A 26,060-nucleotide genomic window follows, 5' to 3' on the forward strand; every position below is an offset into this window, starting at 1 on the left:
GGGATGCCCGGATGATAGCCCAGCCCCGCGCGCGGCTCGCCGCCTATCATGCGCGGATGCAGGCAGGCGCTCCGCTCGCGCTGGTGTTCGGGGGCAGCGGCCAGATCGGGCGCGCGCTGCTGCCGCGTCTGCTGGATGCGGGTTGGCGGGTGCTCGCGGTCACGCGCCAGCCGGGCGCGGCCTTGCCGCGCATGCCCGGGCTCACGTGGCAGGCGGGCGATCTGGCGCACCTGCCCGCGCTGCCGGAGCAGGCGCAGGCGATCGTCAGCGCCGGCCCGCTTGACCTGTTCGCGCAGTGGTTGCCGCGGGTACCTGGCGGCGTGCGGGTGGTCGCGTTCGGCTCGACCAGCGTGCATACCAAACAGGCCTCGCCGGATCCGCACGAGCGCGCGCTGGCCGCGCGCCTGCAGGCGGCCGAACACCGCCTGGCCGTGCTGGCGGCGGACGAGGGGCGCTCCATCACCCTGCTGCGTCCGACCCTGATCTACGGCCGCGGCGGCGACCGCAGCCTGAGCGCCATCGCCGCGCTGGGGCGCCGGTTCGGGCATGTGGTGCTGCCGAGCGCGGCGCGTGGCTTGCGCCAGCCGGTGCATGCCGACGACCTCGCCGACGCGGCGCTGGCGGCGCTGGCGCGACCGCTGCCGGGTTGGCAGGCGTTCGACCTGCCCGGCGGCGAGACCCTGCCCTATCGCGAGATGGTGCGGCGGGTGCTGGCAACCCTGCAGCCGCCGCCGCGGCTGCACGCGCTGCCGCTGCCGCTGTACCTGACTGCGCTGCGCACCGCGCAGGCACTGGGGATCGCGCGCGCGCTCGGCCCGGCGACCGTGCGCCGGATGTGCGAGGACCTGGTGTTCGATCCGCAGCCGGCGCGCGCGGCCCTCGGCTACGCGCCGCGCGCGTTCGCGCCGCGGCCCGGACAGTTCGGCTGAAGGCTCACCAGCGCCAGCCCAGGCGGCGGTAGAGCTTGGCCAGCACCCAGGCCGGACCGACCAGCAGGTATTTGAGGTCGGTCAGGAAGCTCGGCTTGCGCCCCTCCAGCAGCCGGCTATGGCCGATGAACTGCGCGATCCAGGCCAGCACGAACACCGCCAGCGCCAGCCGCAGCAATCCCGGTGTACCGAGCCCGTCGTGCAGCCAGCGGGTCAGCCAGGCCATCGCCACGAATACCGCCAGCATCCCGTAACCCAGCCGGCGCGAGGCGCGGTTGTAGAACACCCAGGCCGCGAACATCGCCAGCGCCGCCCACAGCCCGGGCCGGAACCACGGCCCCGGCACCGGCACGCACCACAACAGGCCGATCACGCTCCACAGGATCAGCGGCACCGCGACCACGTGGATGCGCTGGTTGAGCGGATGGCGGTGGTCGTCCGAATAGCGGGCGAACCAGGCGTCGATCGGGCGCTGGCCCGGCGCCGGCGGGACATCGGCGTGCATGGCGCACCTCCTGCAAACTTCGGCGGCGAGGATAGCGCGCCACCCGGTGAGCCGCATGCCGGATGGGTTGACGCCGGCGCAGCGGGGGGGGGGGTAGAGTCGGCAGTGAAGGGGCATCGCGCGGACAGACGGATCGGTTGGCATCCGCCGCGTAGCGTGAAGCCAGGGCATGTGCATTGATCGGGGGCTTGGGGATGGACATGCGGATCGCATCGTGTCTCGTGTTCGTGCTGGTCGCGGCATGCGCGGACGCTGGCGGGCAAAATGCCGCCGAGACGGCGTTCTCACCCGTTGAGCGCGAGGTGCTCGAACGGGAGCTTGCGGTGTCGCTGGCGCCGATCCGGTCGGGCGCCGAGCTGAATCGCTATCTGGCCGCGCACCCCATGGCTGCGACCCCGCTAGCAGCGCTGTCGGCCCCGGCCAGGGAGCGGTTCCTGCGCAGCCTGGTGTTCGGCAAGGATGGTCTTGCGACCTTCGACTACCGGGACATCCAGCGTGAATTGACGGCCACCCAGGCCTACCGCCTGCTGGCCCTGTTCGGTGTGCAGCGCAGCACTCCGTCCATCCCGGGGTTGCGGGTGGAGACCCGCGTGGACGAATTGATCCTGCTGCATAAAGCGGAAGGGCTGCGTGCGGCGGCGGATTATCTGAATTACAAGTGCGAGTCGCGCGCGACCTGTGCGCCAGCGCATGGGCTGATCTGCATCGGCGCCAATTGCTGAGCCGCGGCCCGACCGATCTGCAGGCATCAGGGATGGCGTCGTGCATAACGGTGGCCGTGCCCGCATAGAATCGCCGTATGCCACATCGATACGCCCTGACCCTGCTTGCGGGCTTGATGGCCTGTTCCAGCATCAGTGCGGGCGATACCTCTTCAATTGCATTGCGCTACGCGCGCTTGCATGCCGTCGAGCAGGCCGCGCTGCGATTGGAGGATGCCCAGGCGCGGGATGCCTTGATCACCAAGCGTTATCAAGCCTTCTTCCCGGGGCGGATGACCGCACAGGCCTTGCGGCGGACGTCGGTTGCGGATCTGCATTGGCTGTTCCGTGCGGCCGCCATCCCGGCGTTTTACACCCCCCAGCGGCGCTACGTGGAGGACATGCAGCGCGTGGTGGAGGAGCTGGCCGCGCGCGGCGCGGCGACCGATGCCGAGCATCAGGAATTGTTCCAGGCCATGGTGGCGCTACGCGATTTCGCTGCCGCGCGGGCGGTGCTCCAGCGCGCGCCAGGCATGCACGTCGATCCACTCCCGATCGTGCCGGCGGCGTTCGACGATCCGGCGGTGACGGCTTTCGATGTCGAGGCCACTGCGGACGTATTGGTGCCGCTGCGATTGGATGTTCGCCGCGGCGCGCATCTGGTGGTGGTCGCGCATCCGGCCTGCGCGTTCTCGCGCAATGCGATCGAGGCGATCGAGCGCGATCCTGCATTGGCAGAGTTCTTGGCAAGCACGACGGTCTGGATGGCGCCCGTCAGCGGCCGCCTCCACCTGCAGGACTTCCGCGACTGGAACCGGGCGCACCCCGGTGCCCATCTCGTGCAAGCCTGGCATGCCGGGCAGTGGCCGCAGATCACGGACTGGGCAACACCGCAGTTCTATGCGCTCCGCGACGGCAAGGTCGTGGCCCATGTGGTCGGGTGGCCGAAGAGCGGCCGACGCGAGGAGCTGCGCGCACTGCTGCAGCGCTGGCGCGCGGCCGACGGAGGTCATTGACCCAGGCCCGCTGCCGGGTGAGGTTTGGGTACCGCCGCTGGCAAGCGTGGGCCGTCAGTCGACCGTGATCCCGGCCAGCCGCTGCAGCGCCTCGGCGTACTTGGCGCGGGTCTTGGCGATCACCTCGGCCGGCAGGCGCGGGCCGGGCGGGGTCTTGTCCCAGTCCAGCGTCTCCAGGTAGTCGCGCACGAACTGCTTGTCGTAGCTCGGCGGGCTGGTGCCGACCCGGTACTGGTCGGCCGGCCAGTAGCGGCTGGAATCCGGGGTCAGCAGCTCGTCCATCACGTAGAGCTTGCCGTCTTCGTCGGTGCCGAACTCGAACTTGGTGTCGGCAAGGAGGATCCCGCGCTGCGCGGCGTAGTCGCGGGCGAAGCCGTAGATCGCCAGGGTGGCGTCGCGCACCGCCTCGGCCAGCTCGCGGCCGACCAGGTTGACCGCGGTGGCGAAGTCGATGTTCTCGTCATGGTCGCCCACCGCCGCCTTGGTGGACGGGGTGAAGATCGGCTCGGGCAACTGCTGCGCCTGCCGGAGGCCGGCGGGCAGCGCGATGCCGCTGACCGCGCCGCTGCGCTGGTAGTCCCTCCAGCCGCTGCCGATCAGGTAGCCGCGCGCGATGCACTCCACCGGCACCGGCGTGAGCTTCTTGGTCACCACCGCGCGCCGGGTGTACAGCGCCGGGTCCACGCCGGCCGGCAGCACCGAGGCGACATCGATCCCGGTCAGGTGGTTGGGCAGGATGTGGGCGGTCTTCTCGAACCAGAAATTGCTGATCTGGCAGAGCATCTCGCCCTTGCCGGGGATCGGGTCGGGCAGCACCACGTCGAATGCGCTCAGGCGGTCGGTCGCGACCATGAGCAGGTGGCCGTCGCCGAGGTCGAACACGTCGCGGACCTTGCCGCGGTGGAGCAGGGGCAGGCCGGGCAGGTCGGACTGGAGCAGGGTGGTGGCCATCGGGCGACGGGCGGCGGGGGAAGCCCAGTGTACCCGCGCGGCGGGGCGGCGCCGGTACACTGGCGGGCATGACGCGCTGGTACGGCAAATTCTTCGGGCTGATCGCCGGCTGGCTGCTGTTGCGGCATCCGGCCGGCGGGTTGATCGGGCTGCTGATCGGGCATGCCTTCGACGCGGACTGGTTCAAGGCCGAGGCCGACGACCCCTACCGGGTGTTCGGCCTGACCGCGGAGGCCAGCGACGCCGAACTCGACCAGGCCTACCGCCGGCTGATGGCGCAGTACCACCCGGACCGGCTGGCCGGGGCCGCGCCGGAGCTGCAGCGCCAGGCCGCGCAGAAGGCTGGGGAGATCAACGCCGCCTACGACCGCATCCGTCGCCTGCGCCGGCGCTGACCCGGCCGCGGGTGGCGCCGGCATGCCCCGGGGCGTATACACTGCAAGCCTGTCTGCGCCCCGGGGAGCCTCCATGCAGCCGACCGTGATCGCCCCGTCCATCCTGTCCGCCGACTTCGCGAAGCTGGGCGCGGAGGTGGAGGCCGTGCTCGCCGCCGGCGCCGACTGGGTGCACTTCGACGTGATGGACAACCATTACGTGCCCAACCTCACCATCGGCCCGCTGGTGTGCGAGGCGCTGCGCAAGCACGGCATCACCGCGCCGATCGACGTGCACCTGATGGTGGAGCCGGTGGACCGGATCGTGCCGGACTTCGCCAAGGCCGGGGCCAGCCTGATCAGCTTCCATCCCGAGGCCAGCCGCCACGTGCACCGCACCATCCAGCTGATCAAGGCGCAGGGCTGCCAGGCCGGGCTGGTGCTCAACCCGGCCACCCCGGTGGAGGTGCTGGACTGGGTGCTGGAGGACCTCGACCTGGTGCTGCTGATGTCGGTCAACCCCGGCTTCGGCGGGCAGGCGTTCATCCCGTCCGCGCTGGACAAGCTGCGCCAGGTGCGGGCGCGGATCGACGCCTGCGGCAAGCCGATCCGGCTGGAGATCGACGGCGGCGTGAAGCCGGAGAACATCGGCGCGATTGCGGCCGCCGGGGCCGACACCTTCGTCGCCGGCAGCGCCATCTTCGGCCAGCCCGACTACGCCGCGATCATCGCGCGCATGAAGCAGGCGGTGGCGCAGGCGCGCGGCGGCTGAGGCCGCGCACGCCGCGCTCAGTGGCGGGAGGTCGCGGTGCCTGTCGCCGCGACCGCCACGCAGCAGGTGCTGCAATAGCAGGTACTGCCCGGCGTGTCGCGCGAACAGCAGCGTTCGCTGCTGCAGCCTTGGGTGGCGTTGCAAACGGCTTGCAGGTGGGGGTGGCCGGCGCAACCCCCGGCAGGGAGCGCGGGGCGCGCCGTGGAAATAGCGGCATGCGTCTCCTGCGCGCCGGTGATGCCGGTCTCGGGCGCGAAGTCGACTTCGCAGACGTTGCGCGAATAGACGATGCCGGGGATGGTCTTGGTGGTCTTGCCTATCACCTGGAACACATAGCGACCCGCCTCCCCGAAGACTTTGCGGGGATGGAACTTGCCGTCGTCGGCGCGCTGCAGGGCCAGCTGCTGCTGCGCATCGAACTCGAATCCGCCGCGCACCATCGGCGGCAGGAACTGGGCGCCGTCCTCGGGGCGATAGAGATACATGCGCCCGCCATCGGGACGCAGGATGCTGATCTCGCGCACGTCGGACATGTCGTGCGGCACGATCCGCAGGACCTGGCCCTGCTGGCGCACGGAACAGGTGCCGGCGTCCGCGGCGGACTGCGCATGGATGGCGCCCGGCGACAGCCCGAGCCAGGCCGCAAGGACGAATGCGATGGGCGTCGCGGCGCGGAAAAACGAAACTCTGCGCATCTGCCTGCCCCTTAGCATGTGCAGTCCTGCCTCTACTACCATGCGCCATGCGGAGCGTCAATGCCGGCCTGGTCTGCCGCGCCGCGCACAGAAAAACGCCGATGCCACGGGAGGGGAGGGGTGGGCACCGGCGTCCGGGGAATGGGTTCGGGCGTCCTGCCCTTCCGTCGTCCCTGCGATGGCCTTCGATGCTGCGCGCGGGATGTGACGCCGGCGTGACCGTGGCGGGGCAACCCTGCGACGCGCGCGGCGGGCGGCGATGCTACAGTGGCGACTCGGGGCAGCGGCTTGCGGACGGCGGATTCGGCTGGCGAAGGTGGCGCACGCACGCCGGCGCTGCCTGCTGTTGAAGGATGCCTGCGTTTGTTGACCCACGACCGCTTCCTGCGCTACGCCGCCGACGGCCATACCTTGGTGCCGCTGGTGCGCGAAGTCCCCGCCGACCTCGATACCCCGCTGTCGGTCTATCTCAAGCTGGCCGACGGCCCGCACACCTACCTGTTCGAATCGGTGGAAGGCGGCGAGCGCTTCGGCCGCTATTCGATCATCGGCCTGCCGGCGCGGCGGGTGTACGAAGTCCGCGGCCACGCCCTGACCGTGCGCGAGCACGGCGAGGTGGTGGAGACGCGCGAGGTGGCCGATCCGTTGGCCGAGGTCGAGCGCCTGCGCGCGCAGCAACGGGTGCCGCGGGTCGAGGGCCTGCCCGGGTTCACCGGTGGCCTGGTCGGCTGGTTCGGCTTCGAGTGCATCGAGTACATCGAGCCGCGCCTGCGCGCCCACCCGAAGCCGGACGAGCTGGGCACGCCCGACATCCTGCTGATGCTCAGCGACGAGCTGGCGGTGTTCGACAACCTCAAGGGCCGGCTGTACCTCATCGTGCATGCCGACCCGCGCGCGCCGCAGGCCTGGGCGCGCGCCAACCGCCGGCTGGACGCGCTCACCCATCGCCTGCGCCACGCCGGCGCGCCGTATCCGGAGACGCTGCAGCCGGCGGCGCTGGACGAGGCCGATTTCGTCAGCGGCTTCACCCGCGAAGGCTTCATCGCCGCGGTCGAGCAGGTGAAGGACTACATCCGCGCCGGCGATGCGTTCCAGGTGGTGCTCAGCCAGCGCCTGAGCGTGCCGTTCCGCGCCCGCCCGGTGGACGTCTACCGCGCCCTGCGCGCGCTCAACCCCTCGCCGTACATGTACTTCCTCGACACCGGCGCGACCCAGGTGGTCGGTTCCTCGCCGGAGATCCTGGCGCGCCTGCAGGATGGCAAGGTGACGGTGCGCCCGATCGCCGGCACCCGCCCGCGCGGGCGCACGCCGGAAGAGGACCGCGCGCTGGAGGCCGAGCTGCTGGCCGACCCCAAGGAGCGTGCCGAGCACCTGATGCTGATCGACCTCGGCCGCAATGATGCCGGGCGGGTGTCGCAGGCGGGCAGCGTGGAGGTGCGCGAGCGCTTCGTGATCGAACGCTACAGCCACGTCATGCACATCGTCAGCGAGGTCACCGGCCGCCTGCAGGACGGCCTGAGCTATGCCGACGTGCTGCGCGCGACATTCCCCGCCGGCACCGTGTCCGGCGCGCCCAAGATCCGCGCGCTGGAGATCATCCGCCAGCTCGAGCCGGTGAAGCGCAACGTGTACGCCGGCGCGATCGGCTACCTCGGCTGGCACGGTGATGCCGATACCGCCATCGCCATCCGCACCGCGGTGATCCAGGACGGCCGCCTGCACGTGCAGGCCGGCGCCGGGATCGTGTACGACTCCGACCCGCAGAAGGAGTGGGAGGAGACCATGAACAAGGGCCGCGCCCTGTTCCGCGCGGTGGCGCAGGCGGCGCGCGGGCTGTGAGCGTGTGCCCGCCGCGGGCCGGCGGTGGATGACGAAAAGTTCATGTCGGCGCAAGCCGGGCGAGAGGGGGGCGGGTGCAATCTGTCCCGGCGATGGGGATGGATGCTCCATCGGACATGTCTTACCCACCCACTCGATAGGTACCCGCCATGAACGTCACCCGCAACCTGCTGATCGCCGCCGCCCTGACCGCCTTCACCGGCGTCGCGTTCGCCGCCACCCCGGCCGCCCCGGCGCAGGACGCCGCCCCGGCCAAGGAAGCGACCGCCGCCAAGCCGGCGCCGAAGAAGCACCACAAGAAGAAGGCCCACAAGAAGGCCGAGTCCACCGCCGCGACCCCGGCGGCCCCGGCCGGCAAGTGATCTTGCAGGTCCTGTCCCCCCGCTTCCCCCGGGGTTGGACGCGGCCCTAGCCCCCTCGTCCGCCGCGTCTGCAGGACCGCAGGCCCATACCCCGCCGGTGCATGCCGGCGGGGTATGCTTTTTTCCGAGGACAGGATTTCAAGCCCATGCGCATCCTGCTGGTCGAGGACGATCCCCACACCGCCGCGTTCGTGAGCAAGGGCCTGCGTGAGGACGGGCATGCCGTGGACCATGCCGCGGACGGCAAGCAGGGCCTGTTCCTGGCCACCACCGAGCCGTACGACGCGATCATCCTCGACCGCATGCTGCCGGGCCTGGACGGGCTGACCCTGTTGCAGACCCTGCGCGGCGCCGGCAACCGCGCGCCGATCCTGGTGCTGACCGCGCTCGGTGAGGTCGACCACCGGGTCGAAGGCCTGCGCGCCGGGGCCGACGACTACCTGGTCAAGCCGTTCGCCTACGCCGAGCTGAGCGCGCGCCTGGACGGCATCGCCCGCCGCGTGCGCGCCGACGACGGCCAGCGCGAGGTGACCCGCCTGAAGGTCGGCGAACTGGAACTGGACCTGCTCGCACGCGAGGCCCGCCGCGGCGGCAAGCGGATCGAGCTGCAGCCGCGCGAGTTCCGCCTGCTGGAATACCTGATGCGCCACGCCGGCCAGGTGGTGACCCGCACCATGCTGCTGGAAGGCGTGTGGGACTACCACTTCGACCCGCAGACCAACGTGATCGACGTGCACATCAGCCGCCTGCGGCAGAAGATCGACCACGGCTTCGAGCGGCCGCTGGTGCAGACCGTGCGCGGGGCCGGCTACCGGCTGGTCGAATGAGGCGGCCGCTGCTGTCCACCAGCGCGCGCCTGGCGCTGGCGGTGGCCGGTGCCTTCCTGCTGGCCTGGGTGGTGCTCGGTGCCGGGGTCTACCTGACCGTCTCCACCCTGCTGCTCGACGACGTGCGCGGGTTGGTGCGCAGCGACGCCCAGAACCTGGAGGACATCCACCGCCACGGCGGGCGCGCGCTGCTGCTGCAGGAGCTGCGCCAGCGGATCGAGGACGAGGGCGACCCGGACGCGATCTATGCGCTGCAGACCGCGGCCGGCGAGGCGCTGGTCGGGCGCCTGCCGCCCGGGCCGCTGCCGGCGAGCGGCACCCGCTGGGTCGAGTTCCTGCAGAGCCCGCAGGACCCGGACGAGCACGTGCTGCGCGTAGTCGCCCAGATCCGCCGCCTGCACGGCGGCGACCTGCTGCTGGTCGGCCAACGCCTGCGCGGGCAGGACCGCTTCCTCCTGCTCATGCAGCGTGCGGCGCTGCTGGCGCTGCTGGTGGCCGCCAGCCTCGGTGCGGTGGTTGGTTGGTTGACCTCGCGCTGGGTCGCGCGCCGGCTGCAGCAGTTCAACGCGGTGGCCGACCGTGTCGGCGCCGGCGAGCTGGCCCTGCGCGTGCGCCCCGACCACAGTGGCGACGCCTTCGACCGCCTGGCGCAGCGCTTCAACGGCATGCTCGACCGCATCGGCGAGCTGCTGGAGGGCGTGCGCCACGCCACCGACCACATCGCGCACGACCTGCGCACTCCGCTGACCCGCCTGCGCAACCGGCTGGAACTGCTGCGCGACCAGCCGCAGCCGGAGCCGACCCGGGCCGGGCTGGACGCCGCGATCGCCGAGACCGACCAGCTGCTGCAGTCGTTCGGCGCGCTGCTGCGGCTGGCGCGGATCGAGGCGCAGGCGCCGGTGCACGATGCGCCGGTGCTGGACCTGCGCGAGCTGGCCGCGGACGCGGCCGAGCTGTACACCCCGGTGGCGCAGGAGCGCGGCATCCGGATCGTGGCCGCGCTGGCCGACGCCGGCGTGCGCGGCGACCGCGACCAGCTGTTCCAGCTGCTGGTCAACCTGCTCGACAACGCGGTCAAGTACGCCCCGGCCGGCAGCGAGGTCGCGCTCTCGCTCTGGCGCGAGGACGCGCACGCGGTGCTGGAGGTCGCCGACCGCGGCCCCGGCATCCCGGAGGCCGACCGCGAGCGGGTGTTCGACCGCTTCCAGCGGCTGGAAGCGCACCGCGGCTCGCCCGGCACCGGGCTGGGCCTGAGCCTGGTGCGCGCGATCGTGCAGCGCCACGGCGGGCGCGTCGCCCTGCTCGACCACCAGCCCGGTCTGCGCGTGCGGGTGGAGCTGCCGGCCGCCTGAGCCGGCGGCCTGCGGTATCCTGCGCGGCCCGGCCGCGCCCACGGAGCCGCACCGCCCGCCATGTTGCTGGTGATCGACAACTACGACAGCTTCACCTTCAACCTCGTGCAGTACCTGCAGGAGCTGGGTGCCGAGGTGCGGGTGGAGCGCAACGACGCGCTCGACGTGGACGTGATCGCGGCGCTGGCGCCGGAGAAGATCGTGCTCTCGCCGGGGCCGTGCACCCCGAACGAGGCCGGCGTCTGCCTGGACGTGATCGCCCGCCTGGGGCCGCGGGTGCCGATCCTCGGGGTCTGCCTCGGCCACCAGAGCATCGGCCAGGCCTACGGCGGGCGGGTGGTGCGTGCCGGCAGCATCATGCACGGCAAGACCTCGCCGATCCGCCACACTGGCACCGGCGTGTTCGCCGGCTTGCCGGATCCGTTCCAGGCCACCCGCTACCACTCGCTGGTGGTCGAGCAGGCCAGTCTGCCGGACTGCCTGGAGGTCACTGCCTGGACCGAGACCGCCGACGGCGGGCGCGAGGCGATCATGGGCCTGCGCCACCGCCAGCACCCGGTCGAGGGCGTGCAGTTCCACCCCGAGTCGATCCTCACCGAGCACGGCCACGCCCTGCTGCGCAACTTCCTGGAGCGCTGAGCATGCCGATCACCCCGCAGGAGGCGCTGCAGCGCACGATCGAGCACCGCGAGATCTTCTTCGACGAGATGGTGCAGCTGATGCGCCAGATCATGCGCGGCGAGGTCAGCCCGGTGATGACCGCGGCGATCCTGACCGGGCTGCGGGTGAAGAAGGAAACCGTCGGCGAGATCGCGGCCGCCGCCAGCGTGCTGCGCGAATTCGCGCGGCCGGTGCAGGTGGCGGACAGGGCGCACCTGGTGGACATCGTCGGCACCGGCGGCGACGGCGCCCACACCTTCAACATCTCCACCGCCAGCATGTTCGTGGCCGCGGCCGCCGGGGCCAAGGTCGCCAAGCACGGCAACCGCAGCGTGTCGTCTAAGTCGGGCAGCGCGGACGTGCTGGAGGCGCTGGGCGCCGCGATCGAGCTGCAGCCGGAGCAGGTCGGGGCCTGCATCGACCGCTGCGGGATCGGCTTCATGTTCGCGCCGATCCACCATCCGGCGATGAAGGCGGTCTCCCCGGTGCGGCGCGAGATGGGCGTGCGCACCCTGTTCAACATCCTCGGGCCCCTGACCAACCCGGCCGGCGCCCCGGCGATCCTGATGGGCGTGTTCCACCCCGACCTGGTCGGCATCCAGGTGCGGGTGCTGCAGGAGCTGGGCGCCGAGCGCGCGCTGGTGGTGTGGGGGCGCGACGGCATGGACGAGCTCTCGCTCGGCGCCGCCACCCTGGTCGGCGAGCTGCGCGACGGCCAGGTGCGCGAGTACGAGCTGCATCCGGAGGACTTCGGCATCGCCATGGCGCACAGCCGCAACCTGCGGGTGGCGGACGCCGCCGAATCGAAGGCGATGCTGCTGGCCGCGCTGGAGAACCGCGAGGGCCTGCCGCGCGAGATCGTGGCCTACAACGCCGGCGCCGCGCTGTACGCGGCCGGCATCGCCGAGGACATCGCCGACGGCATCGCGCGCGCGCGCCGCGCGCTGGCCGACGGCAGCGCGCGCGACCGCCTCGACGCCTACGTCGCCACCACCCGCGCCCTGGCGGAGGCGGCATGAGCACCATCCTCGACACCATCCTCACCCGCAAGCACGCGGAAGTGGCCGCGCGCCGCGCGCAGGTGCCGCTCGCCGAGCTGCGCGCGCGCGCGGCCGACGCCCCGCCGCCGCGCGGCTTCGCCGATGCCATCGCCGCCCGGGTCGCGGCCGGGCGGGCGGCGGTGATCGCCGAGGTGAAGAAGGCCAGCCCGAGCCAGGGCGTGATCCGCGCCGACTTCGACCCGGCCGCGATCGCGCGCAGCTACGCCGCCGCCGGCGCGGCCTGTTTGTCGGTGCTGACCGACGTCGACTTCTTCCAGGGCCACGATGCCTACCTGCAGCAGGCGCGCGCCGCCTGCGCGCTGCCGGTGCTGCGCAAGGACTTCGTGGTCGATGCCTACCAGATCCACGAGGCGCGCGCGCTGGGCGCCGACTGCGTGCTGCTGATCGCCGCCGCGCTGGACGATGCGCAACTGTCGGAGTTCGGTTTCCTCGCCGCCGAGCTGGGCCTGGACGTGCTGCTGGAAGTGCACGACCTGGACGAGCTGGAGCGCGCGCTGCCGGTGCCGGCGCGCCTGCTCGGCATCAACAACCGCAACCTGAAGACCTTCGAGGTCTCGCTGCAGACCACGCTCGACCTGCTGCCGGCGGTGCCGGCCGACCGCGTGCTGGTGACCGAGAGCGGCATCCACACCCCGGCCGACGTGGCGCGCATGCGCGCGGCCGGCGTGCATGCCTTCCTGGTCGGCGAGGCGTTCATGCGCCAGCCCGACCCGGGCGCGGCGCTACGGGCCTTGTTCGCATGACCGCGGCCTACCCGCCGCCGCGGGACGAGGCGCCGCTGGTGGTGTTCGACTTCGACCACACCCTGTACGACGGCGACTCCGGCAGCCACCTCTTCAAGTGGCTGATCGACCGCGCTTGGTGGCGGCGCGCGCTGGCGCTGCTGCTGGCGCCGGTGGCCGGCCCGCTGGTGGCGTTCCTGCCGACCCGCCGTGCCGGCATCTCGGCCTTCGTCTGGGCCGGCACCGTGGGCGTGCATGACCGCACAACGCTGGAGGTGCTGATCGGCCGCTACGTCGCGCTGCATGGACACGCCCTCCAGGCGCGTCTGCTGCCGCGGGCGCTGGAGGTGTTCCAGAAGCACCGCGCGCACGGGGATCGCGTGCTGGTGGCCACCGGCGCCCCGCCGGAACTGGCGCGCGCGATCCTGGCGCTGGCCGGGCATGGCGACGTGCCGGTGATCGGCACCCTGCTGGCGCCGCGCCTAGGCGGAATGGGCGCGCGGCGGCACTGTCACCATGCGATGAAGATGGCCATGATCCGCGCGGCCGGCTATGCCCAGCCGGTGGCGCAGGCCTATTCCGACAGCAGCGCCGACCTCCCGCTGCTGCAGGCCGCGGCGCGGCCGGTGGTGGTCAATCCCAAGCCGGGGCGGGTGGCGTGGTTCCGGCGCGTGCTGCCGGCGGGGACGCCGATCCTGCACTGGGGCAGCCGCGGGCGCGGCGGCGATCCGGCCTGATCCGGCGGCGCGCCCTCAGTCGCCGAGCGCCTTGACGAAGCGCACCGAGCTGTCCTTGTAGCCGCAGGCGCGGTAGAACGCATGCGCCTCGGTGCGCTGCGCGCCGGAGGTCAGCTCGATCCGCGCCGCGCCGCCGGCGCGCGCGCGGCGTTCGGCCTCCTTCAGCAGGGCGCGGCCGATGCCCTGGCCCTGCGCGCTGTTGGTCACCACCAGCGCGGTCACCCGGCAGGTGGTGGTGCCCAGCGGCAGGTAGTACATGAAATCCAGCGCGACCAGCCCACACACCGCGCCGGCGCGGCGCGCGACCACCAGCGCCTGGCGGTCGTTGGCGAGGATCGCCGCGATCCGCTCGGCCGCCTCGTCGAGTTCGCAGGGATAGCCCAGCTCGGTCAGCAGCCGCGCCACGTCGTCGGCGTCGGCCACCATCGCGTTGCGCAGGTCGACGCCGGGCAGGTGGCGGCCGGGGGCGAACGCGCGGCTCATGCCGGGTCAGCGGGTGCCGTACAGGACCACGGTCTTGCCGCGCGCGTGCAGCTTGCCGTCCGCCTGCAGTTTCTTCAGCACCCGCCCGGCCATCTCGCGCGAGCAGCCGACCAGGCGCGCCAGCTCTTGGCGCGAGACCCGCAGCTGGGTGCCCTGCGGATGGCTGAGCGCCTCCGGCTCGCGCGCGAGGTCGAACAGGGTGCGGTAGATGCGGTCGGTCACGTCCAGGAACGCCAGCCGGCCGGCCTTGCGGCTGGTGTCCAGCAGGCGCTGGCTGATTTGCGCGCCGATCGAGTAGAGCAGGCGCGAGGCATCGCTGGCCTGCGCCAGCAGCAGCGCCTGCAGGCGGTCGTAGCCGATCTCGGCCAGCTCGCAGGCGGTGCGCGTGCGCAGCGCGACCCCGCGCTGCTCGGTCTCGACGAACAGGCCCATCTCGCCGACGAACTCGCCGGCGCCGATGTAGCCGAGCACCAGCTCGCGGCCGTCGTCCTCGGTGGCGATGATGCTGACCGAGCCGGAGATGATGTAGTACAGGGTGCCGGCCGGGTCCCCGGGGCGGAAGACATCGGTGCGCGCCGGGTACTTGCGGCGGTGGCAGTGGGCGATGAAGCGCTCGATCGTGGCCGCGTCCGCGCCCAGCGGCGTGGCCAGGCGGGCGAGCTGGGGCTTGGCGAAGGTGCTGCTCATGCCCCAATGGTACGTGAACGGAGGGCGGCCGGGGGCGGCAACCGCGCATCCGGGATGCCGCGGCCATGCGGCGGACACCCGCATGCCGCATAATCGCGGCCCCGCCACCGTCCCCGGAACCCGACCGCCGTGGTCAAGCCGCTGCCGCGCCTGAAGCTCCAGGGCTTCAACAACCTCACCAAGTCGCTGTCGTTCAACATCTACGACGTGTGCTACGCGGCGTCCGAGGACGAGCGCCGGCGCTACATCGAGTACATCGACGAGGCCTACAACGCCGACCGCCTGACCCAGATCCTGACCGACGTGGCGGAGATCATCGGCGCCAACATCCTCAACATCGCGCGCCAGGACTACGACCCGCAGGGCGCCTCGGTGACCATCCTGATCTCCGAGCAGCCGGTGATCGACAAGGCCGACGCCAAGGGCGTGATCTCCGACGCGGTGGTCGCGCACCTGGACAAGTCGCACATCACCGTGCACACCTACCCGGAGACCCATCCGGACAACGGCATCGCCACCTTCCGCGCCGACATCGACGTGTCCACCTGCGGCGTGATCTCGCCGCTGAAGGCGCTCAACTACCTGATCGAGAGCTTCGAGTCCGACATCGTGATCATGGACTACCGGGTGCGCGGCTTCACCCGCGACATTAAGGGCAAGAAGCACTACATCGACCACAAGATCAACTCGATCCAGGACTACCTGGCCAAGAACGTGAAGTCGCGCTACGAGATGCTCGACGTCAACGTCTACCAGGAGAACCTGTTCCACACCAAGATGCACCTGAAGGACTTCGACCTCGACCAGTACCTGTTCGAGGAGAAGGCGCGCAACCTGTCGTTCAAGGAGCGCATGAAGATCGAGGCGCGGCTCAAGCGCGAGATCGAGGAGCTCTACCACGGCCGCAACCTGGTCGACTGACCGCGGTCGCCGCCGCCACGTCCCCCGGCGCGCCGGCCTGCGCCAGCCTGTCGCCCACTGCGCACGGGCGCCGGGCCGCATGGGGCGATCGCCGGCTGCGGGCGGCGCGGCAGGCGCCGGCCATGGCGGTCACAGCCGGTAGGCCACGGCCTTCATCACCTTCGACATCCCCGCCATCAGGCTTGGGATCGGCGCCGGCAGCACGCGCGCGCCGGCGGCCAGCGCGGCATCGGCGTGGCGGGCCTCGTCGGCCTGCATCACCGCCAGGATCGCGCGGCTGCGGGCGTCGCCCTCCGGCAGCGACTGCAGGTGCGCGGCCAGGTGCGCCTCGACTTGGCGCTCGGTCTCGACCACGAAGCCGAGGTTCCAGCCGTCCCCGCGCAACCCGGCCAGCGCCCCGATCGCAAAGCTGCCGGCGTACCACAGCGGGTTGAACAGGCTCGGGCGGCTGCCGAGCTCGTGCAGGCGGTCCGCGCACCAGGCCAGGTGGTCGGTCTCCTCCTGCGCCGCCTGCAGCAGGTGGGCGCGGGTGGCCGGATCGCGCGCGACCGCGGCCTGGCCGACGTACAGGGCCTGCGCGCAGACCTCGCCGGTGTGGTTGATCCGCATCAGCCCGGCGGCGTGCCGGCGCGCGGCGTCCGCGAGGTCGCTGTCGGCGAGATCGGCGGCCGGGTTCGGGCGCTCGGCATGGGCCGGCCCGGCCACCGTCTGCAGCGCGTTCTGGGCGGCATCCAGCAGGCGGTCGAGGGCGGTCAGGCGGCGGGCGGTGGCGTCCATGCCGGCATTCTAGGTCGGCGGCGGGGCGCCCGCAGCCGGCGGGCGGGCTGCGGCTTGCAAGCGCCCGGCGGCGCAGCTATCATCCCGCCTCTTTCCGCTCGCGGGCCAAGGCCGGGCGCGGGAAACCACAACGCGAGGCGCCGTTCCGCAGGCCGCGGAACCAGCCCGACCAGAGACCCAGCAGAGTCCGTCATGAAGACCTTCATCGCCAAGAACGAGACCGTCCAGCGCGACTGGTACGTCGTCGACGCCCAGGGCAAGACCCTCGGCCGCCTCGCCGCCGCCCTGGCCTACCGCCTGCGCGGCAAGCACAAGCCCGTCTACACCCCGCACGTCGACACCGGCGACTATCTGGTCGTGATCAACGCCGACAAGATCGTGGCGACCGGCAACAAGCTGCAGGACAAGCTCTACCACCGTTTCACCGGCTACGTTGGCAACCTCAAGACCGAGACCCTGGCGCAGGCGCTGGAGCGCCACCCGGAGCGGGTGATCGAGATCGCGGTCAAGGGCATGCTGCCGAAGGGCCCGCTGGGCCGCGCCATGTACCGCAAGCTCAAGGTCTATGCCGGCCCGGAGCATCCGCACGCCGCCCAGCAGCCGCAGCCGCTCGACATCTAAGGTCCGATCCCCATGGCTATCACCCAGAACTACGGCACCGGCCGCCGCAAGTCCTCCACCGCCCGCGTGTTCCTGCGCAAGGGCAGCGGCAACATCACCATCAACGACCGTCCGCTGGACGAGTTCTTCGGCCGCGAGACCGCGCGCATGATCGTGCGCCAGCCGCTGGAACTGACCCAGACCCTGGACAAGTTCGACGTGGTGGTCACCGCCAGCGGCGGCGGCACCACCGGCCAGGCCGGTGCGATCCGCCTCGGCATCGCGCGCGCCCTGGTCGAGTACGACGAGACCCTCAAGCCGGAGCTGCGCAAGGCCGGGCTGATGACCCGCGACGCGCGCGAGGTCGAGCGCAAGAAGGTCGGCCTGCACAAGGCCCGCCGCGCCACCCAGTTCTCCAAGCGCTAAACGGCCGTTGCCCGCGCCCGGCGGGCGGCTTGCTCCGCCGGGCCGGTTTGGTCTTACAATTTGCAGCATAGCCCCGTCGCCAAGCGGTAAGGCACCTGACTCTGACTCAGGCATTCGGTGGTTCGAATCCATCCGGGGCTGCCATCTTCGGGCGAAGGCCCAGAAAACCCGCCGCAAGGCGGGTTTTTGCTTGCGCGCAAGCCGGCGCCGCGCGCCGGTGCCAGAATCCCCGCGACGACCGGAGCCCGATCCATGGCCGACCGCTTCCCGCCCCCGCTGGTGTCGCCGACGGCACTGGATGCGACCCTGCAGGCGCAGGGCTATGCGGTGCTGGATGCCGCCGGGGTGCGTGCGCTGGCCGGGGTGGACGCGGCGGCGCTGGCGGCGCTGGAGCCGGGCTGGGACGACCTGCCGCCGGACGACTACCTGAAGGACGGCGGGCGCTACCGTCGCCGCCGGCACGGTTCGTTCGTGGTCGAGGGCGGCCACCTGCACCCGGTGCCGCACCGCCGCCACTGGCAGCCGGTCGACTACAACGCGCTGCATGGCGGCATGGACCGCTGGTTCGCGCCGCTGGCCCCGGCCACGGTGGCCGCCCCGGGCTTCGCCGCGCTGGTGCTGGGGATCGCCGCCGCCTGCCAGCGCCAGCGTCCGCAGGCCGCGCGCTGGTACGTCGAGGCGCACCAGTTCCGGATCGACACCACGGATGGCCTGGGACGCCCGACCCCGGAGGGCGCCCATCGTGACGGGGTGGACTACGTGGCGGTGCTGCTGGTCGCGCGCCACCGCATCAAGGGCGGCGAGACCCGGGTGTTCGAGGCCGACGGCCCGCACGGGCAGCGCTTCACCCTGGCCGAGCCATGGTCGCTGCTGCTGCTGGACGATGCGCGGGTGATCCACGAATCGACCCCGATCCAGCCGCTGGATCCGGCCGGCGGGCACCGCGACACCCTGGTGCTGACCTTCCGCGAGCACGGCTTCCTCGGCGACCCGCCGGGCGTGCCGGCACCGGCCTGAGCCGGCCACCGTTACAATTGCAACATTGTCGAGCACACGGGCGAGGATGCGATGAAGCTGGGCTCCCTGAAGGAAGGCGGGCGCGACGGCACCCTGGTCGTGGTCGCGCGCGATCTGGCCCGCGCGGTGCGCGCGGACGGCATCGCGCCGACCCTGCAGCGCGCATTGGACGACTGGCAGCAGGCCGCGCCGCGGCTGGCCGCGCTGGCCGAGGACCTCGAGGCCGGGCGCGCCGCCGGCGCGTTCACGCTCGACATGCAGGCGCTGGCGGCGCCGCTGCCGCGCGCCTACGAGTTCGTCGACGGCAGCGCCTACCTGCCGCACGTGGAGCGCGTGCGCCGCGCGCGCGGCGCGCAGGTGCCGGAGCGCTTCTACGTCGATCCGCTGATGTACCAGGCGACCAGCGCCGGGTTCTACGGCCCGCGCGACCCGGTGCTGGTGGCCAGCGAGGACTACGGCATCGACCTCGAGGCCGAGGTGGTGGTCGTCACCGACGACGTGCCGATGGGCGTGGACCCGGCGCAGGCGGCCGCGCACATCCAGCTGGTCGGGCTGGTCAACGATGTGTCGCTGCGCAACCTGATCCCGGACGAGCTGGCCAAGGGCTTCGGCTTTTTGCAGTCCAAGCCGCGCAGCGCGCTCAGCCCGGTGCTGGTCACCCCCGACGAGCTGGGCCCGGCCTGGCAGGGCAACAAGGTGCACCTGCCGCTGCTGACCCACATCAACGGGCAGTGGTTCGGCGCCCCGGAGGCGGGCGTGGACATGCAGTTCGACTTCGCCCAGCTGGTCGCGCATGCGGCCAGGACCCGCCCGCTGGTGGCCGGGACGCTGGTCGGCTCCGGCACCGTGGCCAACCAGGACACCGCCAAGGGCGCGTCCTGCTTCGCCGAGAAGCGCACCGTCGAGGCCCTCGAGCACGGCCAGCCGCTGACCCCGTTCCTGAAGTTCGGCGACGTGGTGCGGATCGAGATGCTGGACCGCGACGGCCACAGCGTGTTCGGCGCGATCGAGCAGCGCATCGTGCGCTATCCTGCAAGCTGAGCCGGCGCGCGGCCGCGAGGGGGCGGCGATGAGCGAACACCTGCGGCTGTATTCGTACTGGCGTTCCAGCGCGGCCTACCGGGTGCGGATCGGGCTGCACCTGAAGGGGCTCGCCTACGAGACGGTGCCGGTGCACCTGCTGCGCGACGGCGGCCAGCAGCACGCCCCCGAATACCACGCGCTCAACCCGCAGGCGCTGGTGCCGACCCTGATGCATGGCCAGCGCCGCCTGACCCAGTCGCTGGCGATCCTGGAATACCTGGACGAGCTGTGGCCGACCCCGCCGCTGCTGCCGGCCAGCGCGCGCGACCGCGCGCGCGTGCGCGCGCTGGCGCAACTGGTCGCGTGCGACATCCACCCGCTCAACAACCTGCGCGTGCTGCAGTACTTCGAGCGCGAATGGGGCGTGCCGCAGGCCGAGCGCGACGGCTGGGTGCGGCACTGGATCGCGCAGGGCTTCGCTGCGCTGGAGGCGCAGCTGGCCGGGCACCCCTCGACCGGGCCGTACTGCGACGGCGAACAGCCGGGGCTGGCCGACTGCTGCCTGGTGCCGCAGGCCTACAACGCGCGCCGGTTCGGGGTGGATCTGGCCGCGTATCCCACCATCGCCCGGATCGAGGCAGCGTGCCTGGCACTGCCGGCGTTCGCCGCGGCCCGGCCGGAGGCGCAGCCGGACGCGCCGCCCGCGTAAGCGGCGCCCTCAGCGGGTCGCGAACACGTCGGCGTAGGGGTCGTGTTCGCCGCTGGCGCCCTCGGACAGGCGGAACTTGAGGGCCAGGCCGTCGCGCGAGTCGGCCGCCTTGAGCGCCTCCTCCATCTCGATCTTGCCGTCCTTGTACAGCCGGAACAGGCACTGGTCGAAGCTCTGCATGCCTTCCTGCAGCGACTCCTCCATCGCCTGCTTGATCTCGTGCACCTGGCCGCGGCGCAGCAGGTCGCGGATCAGCGGGGTGTTGATCAGCACCTCGGTGGCCGGCAGGCGGCGGCCGTCGATGCCGGTCACCAGGCGCTGGCTGACCACCGCCTTCAGGTTCAGCGCGAGGTTCATCAGCACGTTCTTGTGCGCGCCCTCGGGGAAGAAGTTGAGGATGCGCTCGATGGTCTGGTCGGCGTTGTTGGAGTGCAGGGTGGCCAGGCAGATGTGGCCGGTCTCGGCGAACGCGATCGCCGCCTCCATGGTCGCCGCGTCGCGGATCTCGCCGATCAGGATCACGTCCGGCGCCTCGCGCATCGCGTTCTTGAGCGCGGCGTGGAAGCTGTGGGTGTCCAGCCCGACCTCGCGCTGGTTGACGATCGACTTCTTGTGCCGGTGCAGGTACTCGATCGGGTCCTCGATGGTCAGGATGTGCCCGGTGGTGGTGCTGTTGCGGTGGTCGATCATCGAGGCCAGCGTGGTCGACTTGCCGGCGCCGGTGGAGCCCACGATCAGGACCAGCCCGCGCGGGGCCATGATGATGTCCTTGAGCACCTGCGGCAGCTGCAGTTCCTCGATGCTCGGGATCTGGCTGCGGATCGCGCGGATCACCAGCGCGACCTCGCCGCGCTGGCGGAACACGTTGACGCGGAAGCGCCCGGAATTGGGTACCGCGATCGCCATGTTCATCTCCATCTCGCGCTCGAACTCGGCGATCTGCGCCTCGTCCATCAGCGAGTAGGCGATCTTCTTCGGCATCCCGGCCGGCAGCGGCGCGCTGCCGAGGCTGATTAGCTGGCCCTCGACCTTGATGTTCACCGGCGCCCCGGACGTGAGGAACATGTCCGAGGCGTTCTTGTCCGCCATCAGCTTGAGGAAGTAGCCGATATCCATCGCGTGACTCCCGCGCCGGCCATTTGCGTCGGGGTGGCCGGCTTCCGACAATGACGGCAGCTCCCCAGGCCACCCGTCCCCATGACGCGCGCAAGCTTCGCACACTTCCCCGCCGCCCGGCAGGTCCGCCGCCTCGGGCTTGCGACCGTGGTCGCACTGGCCGGCTGCGCCAGCCTGCCGCCGCCCACGGCGGAGCTGGACACCGCGCGGGTCGCGGTCGAGCGCGCGCAGCAGGCGGACGCCGACCAGTACGCCGCGGAGATGATCGCGCGCGCGCGCGCCGAGCTGGAGCAGGCGCAGGCCGAGGCCGCGCGCGGGCGCGAGGACAAGGCGCGCAGCGCGGCGGTCGCCGCCGCGGCGGATGCCGACTTCGCGCGCATCCAGAGCGAGGCGGCGGTGCTGGCCGCGGACCGCCGCCAGCGCCTGGCGGAACTCGCGCGGCTGCGGCAACGCCTGCAGCTGGCGGAAGCGGGCGAGGACGACGGCCCCGACCTGCTCGGCCTGCCGCCTGGCAGCGGCAGCCCCGGCGAGCGCCTGCGTGCGCTGGAGGCCGATCCGCGCCTGAACCCGTACGCTCAGTACGAACGCCTGCAGGCGCGCCAGGCGATCGCTGCGCTGGAGGCGGCCGGCCGCCGCGACCAGGCCGCCGCGCTGGCGCTGGCGCAGCGCCGGGTCGAGATCGCCGAGCAGGCGGCGCGGATCGAGGCCACCCGCCGCGCGCTGGCGCGGCTGGACCGCGAGCGCGCCGATCTGCTGCTGGAAGCCAGCCGTCGCGACGCCGAGCGCGCGCGCGCGGAAGCCGAGCGCCTGCGGCTGGAGGCGCAGGTGCAGGCGGAGGAGGCGGCGCGCCTGCGCGCGCAGGCACAGCAGGCCGAGGCCGCGCTCGACGGCGCGCAGCAGGCGCAGGACGCGCGCGCGTCCGCGGCGCGCCAGAAGGAGTTGGCGCTGGCCCGGCAGGAGGCGGAGCTGGTGGCCGGGGCCAAGCTGCCGCCGGTGCGCACGGCCGCCGACGGCAGCGAGGTCTACACCCTCGCCGGCGATGCCTTCGCCTCCGGGCAGGCCACCTTGACTCCGGGAGCCGCGGCCAGCGTGCGCGCGCTCGGCACGTATCTGGCGCGGATCGGCGCCCCCGCGGTGGAGGTGGTCGGCCACAGCGACGACCAGGGCAAGCCGCAGGCCAACCTGCAACTGTCGCAGCGGCGCGCTGCCGCCGTGCGCGAGGCACTGGTCGCGGCCGGACTGCCACGTGGCCAGGTGCAGGCGCGCGGGGTCGGCGCCGCCGACCCGGTGGCCAGCAATGCCACTGCCGCCGGGCGCGCGCAGAACCGCCGGGTCGAGATCCGGGTCGCGCCCGGCGGCTGAAACGCCTGCATCTGCGCCTGGCCGCGAGGCGGGTGCGGACGAATCCCGAGCCAGGCAGGTGCCGCACAAGCTGAATGCGCGCCGCGAGCCGGTGTCGCTTGCGGGCCTAGGCGGGCGGGCGTAGTGTCGGGCCATGGGGTCGGTGCACCCGACCCCCGCGAGGAGGCCGGCCGATGCAGCACCCGATGCCGAGCGCGGAGCCCGCCGCCGCACATCGCGGTGCGTGCGCCGCGCGGCCGCGCCTGTGCATTCCCCGCCGGTTCCGGCCATCGGCCGGCATGCGCGAACTTCTGCCCGCATGCCGGGTCACATCTTTTAGGACGCGCGTCGGCGCATGCGTCGCTCGCGCTATCCGCATGGGGCAGGCCCGGCCTGCCCATCCCCCGCCGTCCCGCCCCGGCGCGGACGGTTCGTCCCCAGCCGAGTGAAGGAGGTTTCCATGTTCGAAGGTCAGCCGCAGGCGGAAGTCGAAGCCCTGATGAAGGCGAGCCCGGAGTTCCGGCAGCTCTACTACCGGCACCAGGAACTGGACAAGCAGGTGCTGGACGCGGAACTGGGCGTGCTGCCGCTGGACGACGTCACCCTCGGCCAGATGAAGCGCGAAAAGCTGGCGGCCAAGGAACGCCTGCTGCGGATGTACGAGAACCGGCACTGAGCGTCCACTTGCGGCCGGCGGGCGGCTTCCTCGTCGCCCGCCCGCCGGCCGCGCCCGGGCGGCGCACCGGGCATTGCTAGAATCCGCCCCTGCTGACTGGGCGAGCGCCGCATGGCCGTACACGATTCCATTCTCGAACTGATCGGGCAGACCCCGATCGTGCGCGTGCGCGGCCTCGACACCGGCCCCTGCGCGCTCTACCTCAAGCTCGAGTGCCAGAACCCGGGCGGCTCGATCAAGGACCGCATCGGCCTGGCCATGATTGAGGCCGCCGAGCGCCGCGGCGCGCTGCAGCCCGGGGCGACCCTGGTCGAGGGCACCGCCGGCAACACCGGGATCGGGCTGGCCCTGGCCGCGCGCCAGAAGGGCTACCGGCTGGTGCTGGTGGTCCCGGACAAGATGAGCCGGGAGAAGATCTTCAACCTCAAGGCGATGGGCGCGCAGGTGGTGCTGACCCGCAGCGACGTCGCCAAGGGCCATCCGGAGTACTACCAGGACCTCGCGCGCCGGATCGCGCAGGAGACCCCGGGGGCCTACTTCATCAACCAGTTCGGCAACCCCGACAACCCGGCCGCGCACGAGCACGGCACCGGGCCGGAGATCCTCGCGCAGATGGCCGCGGTCGGCGGGCTGGACGCGATGGTGGTCGGCTGCGGCAGCTCCGGCACCCTGACCGGGCTGTCGCGCTGCTTCGCCGCGCAGTCGCCGCACACCGAACTGGTGCTGGCCGACCCGGTCGGCTCCATTCTCGAGGAGTACATCAACCGCGGCACCCTGCGCGAGAAGTCCGGCACCTGGATGGTGGAGGGCATCGGCGAGGACTTCCTGCCGTCGATCGCCGACTTCAGCCGGGTCCGCCGCGCCTACGCCATCGGTGACCGCGAGAGCTTCGCCACCGCGCGCGAGCTGCTGGCGCGCGAGGGCATCCTCGGCGGCTCCTCGACCGGCACCCTGGTCGCCGCCGCGCTGCGCTACTGCCGTGAGCAGACGCAGCCGAAGAACGTGCTGACGCTGGTGTGCGACACCGGCAACAAGTACCTGTCGAAGATGTACAACGACGACTGGATGCTGGACAACGGCTTCCTCGAGCGCGCCCCGCACGGCGACCTGCGCGACCTGATCCTGCGCCCGTACGCGCAGCGCGGCACGGTGGTGGTGACGCCGCAGGACCCGCTGACCATCGCCTGGCAGCGCATGAAGCTGTACGACGTGAGCCAGCTGCCGGTGATGGAGGACGAGCGCATCGTCGGCATCGTCGACGAGTCCGACGTGCTGCTGCACGTGTACGGCGACGAGGCGCGCTTCCGCGACCCGGTCGCCACCGCGATGGTGCGCAAGCTGGACGTGGTCGACGTGCGCGCGCCGGTGGAGGCGCTGCTGCCGGTGTTCGACCGCGGCCACGTCGCGATCGTGATGGAGGGCGAGCGCTTCCTCGGCCTGATCACCCGCATCGACCTGCTCAACTACCTGCGCCGGCGCGTGCAGTGACCGCCCCCGCGCCCACGGACCTTTGCCGATGACCGAGCCTGCCCCGCTGCGCCTCGCCACCCTCGCCATCCACGGCGGGCAGGCGCCCGACCCGTCCACCGGCGCGGTGATGCCGCCGATCTACGCCACCAGCACCTACGCGCAGTCCAGCCCGGGCGTGCACCAGGGCTTCGAGTATTCGCGCAGCCAGAACCCGACCCGGTTCGCCTACGAGCGCTGCGTCGCCGCGTTGGAGGGCGGCAGGCGCGGCTTCGCGTTCGCCTCCGGGCTGGCCGCCACCGCGACCGTGCTCGAGCTGCTCGACAGCGGCGACCATGTGATCGCCAGCGACGACCTGTACGGCGGCAGCTACCGCCTGTTCGAGCGCGTGCGCAGGCGCAGCGCGGCGCTGGACTTCAGCTTCGTCGACCTGTCCGACCTCGACGCGTTCGCCGCCGCGATCACCCCGCGCACCCGCCTGGTGTGGATCGAGACCCCGACCAACCCGCTGCTGAAGCTGGTGGACATCGCCGCGGTCGCCGCGCTCGCGCACCGCCACGGGCTGCGGGTGGTGGTCGACAACACCTTCGCCTCGCCGGTGCTGCAGCGCCCGCTGCAACTGGGCGCCGACATCGTCATGCACTCGGCCACCAAGTACTTGAACGGCCATTCCGACATGGTCGGCGGGGTGCTGGTGGTCGGCGAGGATGCCGCGCTGGCCGAGCAGTTGGCCTTCCTGCAGAACGCGGTCGGCGCGGTGCAGGGGCCGTTCGACAGCTTTCTCGCCCTGCGCGGCCTGAAGACCCTCCCGCTGCGCATGCGCGCGCACTGCGCCAATGCGCTGGCGCTGGCGCAGTGGCTGCAGGGCCAGCCCGGCGTCGCCGAGGTGCTGTATCCGGGCCTGCCCAGCCACCCGCAGCACGCCCTGGCCGCGCGCCAGATGGACGGCTTCGGCGGCATGCTCTCGCTGCGCCTGGCCGGCGGCTTCCCCGCCGCGCAGCGGTTCTGCGAGCGGCTGCGGCTGTTCACCCTGGCCGAATCGCTGGGCGGGGTGGAGTCGCTGGTCAACCACCCGGCGGTGATGACCCATGCCAGCATCCCGCCGGCGCGGCGCGCGCAGCTGGGGATCGGCGACGACCTGGTGCGCCTGAGCGTCGGCATCGAGGCGGTCGAGGACCTGCAGGCCGACCTCGCCCAGGCGCTGGCATGAACCGCGCCGGCGCCGGAATGATCAGGGCAGGAAGTCGATCCCGTGGCGGGCACGCAGGGCGCGGCGGGGGCCGTGAGACGACCGGCGTCGCATGCGGTCATGCG

General features: G+C 72.0%; 30 protein-coding genes and 1 tRNA gene. 24 read left to right on the top strand and 7 right to left on the bottom strand.

The window, feature by feature from the left end:
• Window positions 1-56 precede the first annotated feature (56 nt).
• Window positions 57-929, top strand: a complete 873-nt coding sequence (locus ML340_RS00725) for an NAD-dependent epimerase/dehydratase family protein (RefSeq protein WP_240095641.1) — start codon at window positions 57-59, stop codon at window positions 927-929.
• A 4-nt stretch (window positions 930-933) separates the two neighbouring features.
• Here the strand turns inward: ML340_RS00725 and ML340_RS00730 are convergent, their stop codons facing one another.
• Window positions 934-1,434 carry an Mpo1 family 2-hydroxy fatty acid dioxygenase gene (locus ML340_RS00730; RefSeq protein ID WP_240095643.1) on the bottom strand — a complete coding sequence of 167 codons (501 nt, stop codon included), beginning with the start codon at window positions 1,432-1,434 and terminating at the stop codon, window positions 934-936.
• Window positions 1,435-1,655: 221 nt separating this feature from the next.
• On the opposite strand from ML340_RS00730, the gene ML340_RS00735 reads away from it, so the two are divergent.
• Window positions 1,656-2,156 carry a hypothetical protein gene (locus ML340_RS00735; protein ID WP_240095645.1) on the top strand — a complete coding sequence of 167 codons (501 nt, stop codon included), beginning with the start codon at window positions 1,656-1,658 and terminating at the stop codon, window positions 2,154-2,156.
• A gap of 77 nt (window positions 2,157-2,233) precedes the next feature.
• Complete coding sequence (locus ML340_RS00740) at window positions 2,234-3,151, top strand: hypothetical protein (RefSeq protein ID WP_240095647.1); 918 nt, start codon at window positions 2,234-2,236, stop codon at window positions 3,149-3,151.
• A 54-nt stretch (window positions 3,152-3,205) separates the two neighbouring features.
• On the opposite strand, the gene ML340_RS00745 is transcribed toward ML340_RS00740, so the two are convergent.
• Window positions 3,206-4,102 carry a phosphoribosylaminoimidazolesuccinocarboxamide synthase gene (locus ML340_RS00745; RefSeq protein WP_240095649.1) on the bottom strand — a complete coding sequence of 299 codons (897 nt, stop codon included), beginning with the start codon at window positions 4,100-4,102 and terminating at the stop codon, window positions 3,206-3,208.
• A gap of 68 nt (window positions 4,103-4,170) precedes the next feature.
• Between ML340_RS00745 and ML340_RS00750 the strand changes: the two genes are divergently transcribed.
• Together ML340_RS00750 and rpe are read left to right on the top strand one after the other, a co-directional pair.
• Window positions 4,171-4,497, top strand: coding sequence for a J domain-containing protein (locus ML340_RS00750; RefSeq protein WP_240095651.1), 327 nt, complete (start codon window positions 4,171-4,173; stop codon window positions 4,495-4,497).
• A 73-nt stretch (window positions 4,498-4,570) separates the two neighbouring features.
• Window positions 4,571-5,248, top strand: coding sequence for a ribulose-phosphate 3-epimerase (gene rpe / locus ML340_RS00755; RefSeq protein ID WP_240095653.1), 678 nt, complete (start codon window positions 4,571-4,573; stop codon window positions 5,246-5,248).
• 17 nt (window positions 5,249-5,265) lie between these two features.
• On the opposite strand, the gene ML340_RS00760 is transcribed toward rpe, so the two are convergent.
• A complete protein-coding gene (locus ML340_RS00760) occupies window positions 5,266-5,943 on the bottom strand; it encodes a hypothetical protein (protein WP_240095655.1) in 678 nt (225 codons plus the stop codon).
• 363 nt (window positions 5,944-6,306) lie between these two features.
• Between ML340_RS00760 and trpE the strand changes: the two genes are divergently transcribed.
• The 8 genes from trpE to ML340_RS00800 all read left to right on the top strand — a co-directional run bounded on the left by trpE (window position 6,307) and on the right by ML340_RS00800 (window position 13,503).
• Window positions 6,307-7,782, top strand: coding sequence for an anthranilate synthase component I (gene trpE, locus ML340_RS00765; RefSeq protein ID WP_240095658.1), 1,476 nt, complete (start codon window positions 6,307-6,309; stop codon window positions 7,780-7,782).
• 149 nt (window positions 7,783-7,931) lie between these two features.
• On the top strand, window positions 7,932-8,144 hold the full coding sequence (locus tag ML340_RS00770) for a hypothetical protein (protein WP_240095660.1): 213 nt from the start codon (window positions 7,932-7,934) through the stop codon (window positions 8,142-8,144).
• A 146-nt stretch (window positions 8,145-8,290) separates the two neighbouring features.
• Entirely contained in the window at window positions 8,291-8,971 is a 681-nt protein-coding gene (locus tag ML340_RS00775; RefSeq protein WP_240095662.1) for a response regulator transcription factor, read from the top strand.
• Window positions 8,968-10,323 carry a sensor histidine kinase gene (locus tag ML340_RS00780; RefSeq protein ID WP_240095663.1) on the top strand — a complete coding sequence of 452 codons (1,356 nt, stop codon included), beginning with the start codon at window positions 8,968-8,970 and terminating at the stop codon, window positions 10,321-10,323. The genes ML340_RS00775 and ML340_RS00780 overlap by 4 nt, the downstream gene beginning before the upstream one ends.
• 60 nt (window positions 10,324-10,383) lie before the next feature.
• The gene (locus ML340_RS00785; protein WP_240095665.1) at window positions 10,384-10,962 is read left to right on the top strand and encodes an anthranilate synthase component II; all 579 of its coding nucleotides are present in this window, start codon (window positions 10,384-10,386) and stop codon (window positions 10,960-10,962) included.
• 2 nt (window positions 10,963-10,964) lie between these two features.
• The gene (gene trpD, locus ML340_RS00790; protein ID WP_240095667.1) at window positions 10,965-12,002 is read left to right on the top strand and encodes an anthranilate phosphoribosyltransferase; all 1,038 of its coding nucleotides are present in this window, start codon (window positions 10,965-10,967) and stop codon (window positions 12,000-12,002) included.
• Window positions 11,999-12,787, top strand: coding sequence for an indole-3-glycerol phosphate synthase TrpC (trpC, locus tag ML340_RS00795; protein WP_240095669.1), 789 nt, complete (start codon window positions 11,999-12,001; stop codon window positions 12,785-12,787). Before trpD ends, trpC begins: the two co-directional genes overlap by 4 nt.
• Window positions 12,784-13,503, top strand: coding sequence for a haloacid dehalogenase-like hydrolase (locus ML340_RS00800; protein WP_240095671.1), 720 nt, complete (start codon window positions 12,784-12,786; stop codon window positions 13,501-13,503). Before trpC ends, ML340_RS00800 begins: the two co-directional genes overlap by 4 nt.
• Before the next feature lie 15 nt (window positions 13,504-13,518).
• On the opposite strand, the gene ML340_RS00805 is transcribed toward ML340_RS00800, so the two are convergent.
• Window positions 13,519-13,986: a GNAT family N-acetyltransferase gene (locus ML340_RS00805; protein ID WP_240095673.1), complete on the bottom strand. Its 468-nt coding sequence runs from the start codon at window positions 13,984-13,986 to the stop codon at window positions 13,519-13,521.
• A gap of 6 nt (window positions 13,987-13,992) precedes the next feature.
• On the bottom strand, window positions 13,993-14,673 hold the full coding sequence (gene crp, locus ML340_RS00810; RefSeq protein ID WP_240095675.1) for a cAMP-activated global transcriptional regulator CRP: 681 nt from the start codon (window positions 14,671-14,673) through the stop codon (window positions 13,993-13,995).
• Between the two features lie 129 nt (window positions 14,674-14,802).
• Here crp and speD point away from each other — a divergent pair, with 129 nt between their 5' ends.
• Window positions 14,803-15,594, top strand: coding sequence for an adenosylmethionine decarboxylase (gene speD / locus ML340_RS00815; RefSeq protein ID WP_240095677.1), 792 nt, complete (start codon window positions 14,803-14,805; stop codon window positions 15,592-15,594).
• Between the two features lie 129 nt (window positions 15,595-15,723).
• On the opposite strand, the gene coq7 is transcribed toward speD, so the two are convergent.
• Window positions 15,724-16,371, bottom strand: coding sequence for a 2-polyprenyl-3-methyl-6-methoxy-1,4-benzoquinone monooxygenase (gene coq7 / locus ML340_RS00820; protein ID WP_240095679.1), 648 nt, complete (start codon window positions 16,369-16,371; stop codon window positions 15,724-15,726).
• Window positions 16,372-16,563: 192 nt separating this feature from the next.
• On the opposite strand from coq7, the gene rplM reads away from it, so the two are divergent.
• The 6 genes from rplM (at window position 16,564) to maiA (ending at window position 20,146) form a co-directional block, all read left to right on the top strand.
• Window positions 16,564-16,992 carry a 50S ribosomal protein L13 gene (gene rplM / locus ML340_RS00825; RefSeq protein WP_240095680.1) on the top strand — a complete coding sequence of 143 codons (429 nt, stop codon included), beginning with the start codon at window positions 16,564-16,566 and terminating at the stop codon, window positions 16,990-16,992.
• Between the two features lie 12 nt (window positions 16,993-17,004).
• Window positions 17,005-17,397 carry a 30S ribosomal protein S9 gene (rpsI, locus tag ML340_RS00830; protein WP_240095682.1) on the top strand — a complete coding sequence of 131 codons (393 nt, stop codon included), beginning with the start codon at window positions 17,005-17,007 and terminating at the stop codon, window positions 17,395-17,397.
• Window positions 17,398-17,466: 69 nt separating this feature from the next.
• Window positions 17,467-17,541 (top strand) — tRNA-Gln (locus ML340_RS00835).
• A gap of 108 nt (window positions 17,542-17,649) precedes the next feature.
• Window positions 17,650-18,414, top strand: coding sequence for a 2OG-Fe dioxygenase family protein (locus ML340_RS00840; RefSeq protein ID WP_240095684.1), 765 nt, complete (start codon window positions 17,650-17,652; stop codon window positions 18,412-18,414).
• A 51-nt stretch (window positions 18,415-18,465) separates the two neighbouring features.
• Entirely contained in the window at window positions 18,466-19,455 is a 990-nt protein-coding gene (locus ML340_RS00845) for a fumarylacetoacetate hydrolase family protein (RefSeq protein WP_240095686.1), read from the top strand.
• 28 nt (window positions 19,456-19,483) lie between these two features.
• Window positions 19,484-20,146, top strand: a complete 663-nt coding sequence (gene maiA, locus ML340_RS00850) for a maleylacetoacetate isomerase (protein ID WP_240095688.1) — start codon at window positions 19,484-19,486, stop codon at window positions 20,144-20,146.
• A 9-nt stretch (window positions 20,147-20,155) separates the two neighbouring features.
• Here the strand turns inward: maiA and ML340_RS00855 are convergent, their stop codons facing one another.
• Window positions 20,156-21,262 carry a PilT/PilU family type 4a pilus ATPase gene (locus ML340_RS00855; protein ID WP_240095690.1) on the bottom strand — a complete coding sequence of 369 codons (1,107 nt, stop codon included), beginning with the start codon at window positions 21,260-21,262 and terminating at the stop codon, window positions 20,156-20,158.
• An 81-nt stretch (window positions 21,263-21,343) separates the two neighbouring features.
• Here ML340_RS00855 and ML340_RS00860 point away from each other — a divergent pair, with 81 nt between their 5' ends.
• The 4 genes from ML340_RS00860 (at window position 21,344) to ML340_RS00875 (ending at window position 25,956) form a co-directional block, all read left to right on the top strand.
• Window positions 21,344-22,624 carry an OmpA family protein gene (locus tag ML340_RS00860; protein ID WP_240095692.1) on the top strand — a complete coding sequence of 427 codons (1,281 nt, stop codon included), beginning with the start codon at window positions 21,344-21,346 and terminating at the stop codon, window positions 22,622-22,624.
• A 439-nt stretch (window positions 22,625-23,063) separates the two neighbouring features.
• Window positions 23,064-23,279 carry an HP1242/YdcH family protein gene (locus ML340_RS00865; protein WP_240095694.1) on the top strand — a complete coding sequence of 72 codons (216 nt, stop codon included), beginning with the start codon at window positions 23,064-23,066 and terminating at the stop codon, window positions 23,277-23,279.
• Between the two features lie 111 nt (window positions 23,280-23,390).
• Entirely contained in the window at window positions 23,391-24,767 is a 1,377-nt protein-coding gene (locus tag ML340_RS00870) for a pyridoxal-phosphate dependent enzyme (RefSeq protein ID WP_240095696.1), read from the top strand.
• Window positions 24,768-24,795: 28 nt separating this feature from the next.
• On the top strand, window positions 24,796-25,956 hold the full coding sequence (locus ML340_RS00875; protein ID WP_240095699.1) for a cystathionine gamma-synthase: 1,161 nt from the start codon (window positions 24,796-24,798) through the stop codon (window positions 25,954-25,956).
• Window positions 25,957-26,060: the final 104 nt, after the last annotated feature.

The sequence above is a fragment of the Thermomonas flagellata genome (assembly GCF_022419185.1).
Taxonomy (GTDB): Bacteria; Pseudomonadota; Gammaproteobacteria; order Xanthomonadales; family Xanthomonadaceae; genus Thermomonas; species Thermomonas flagellata.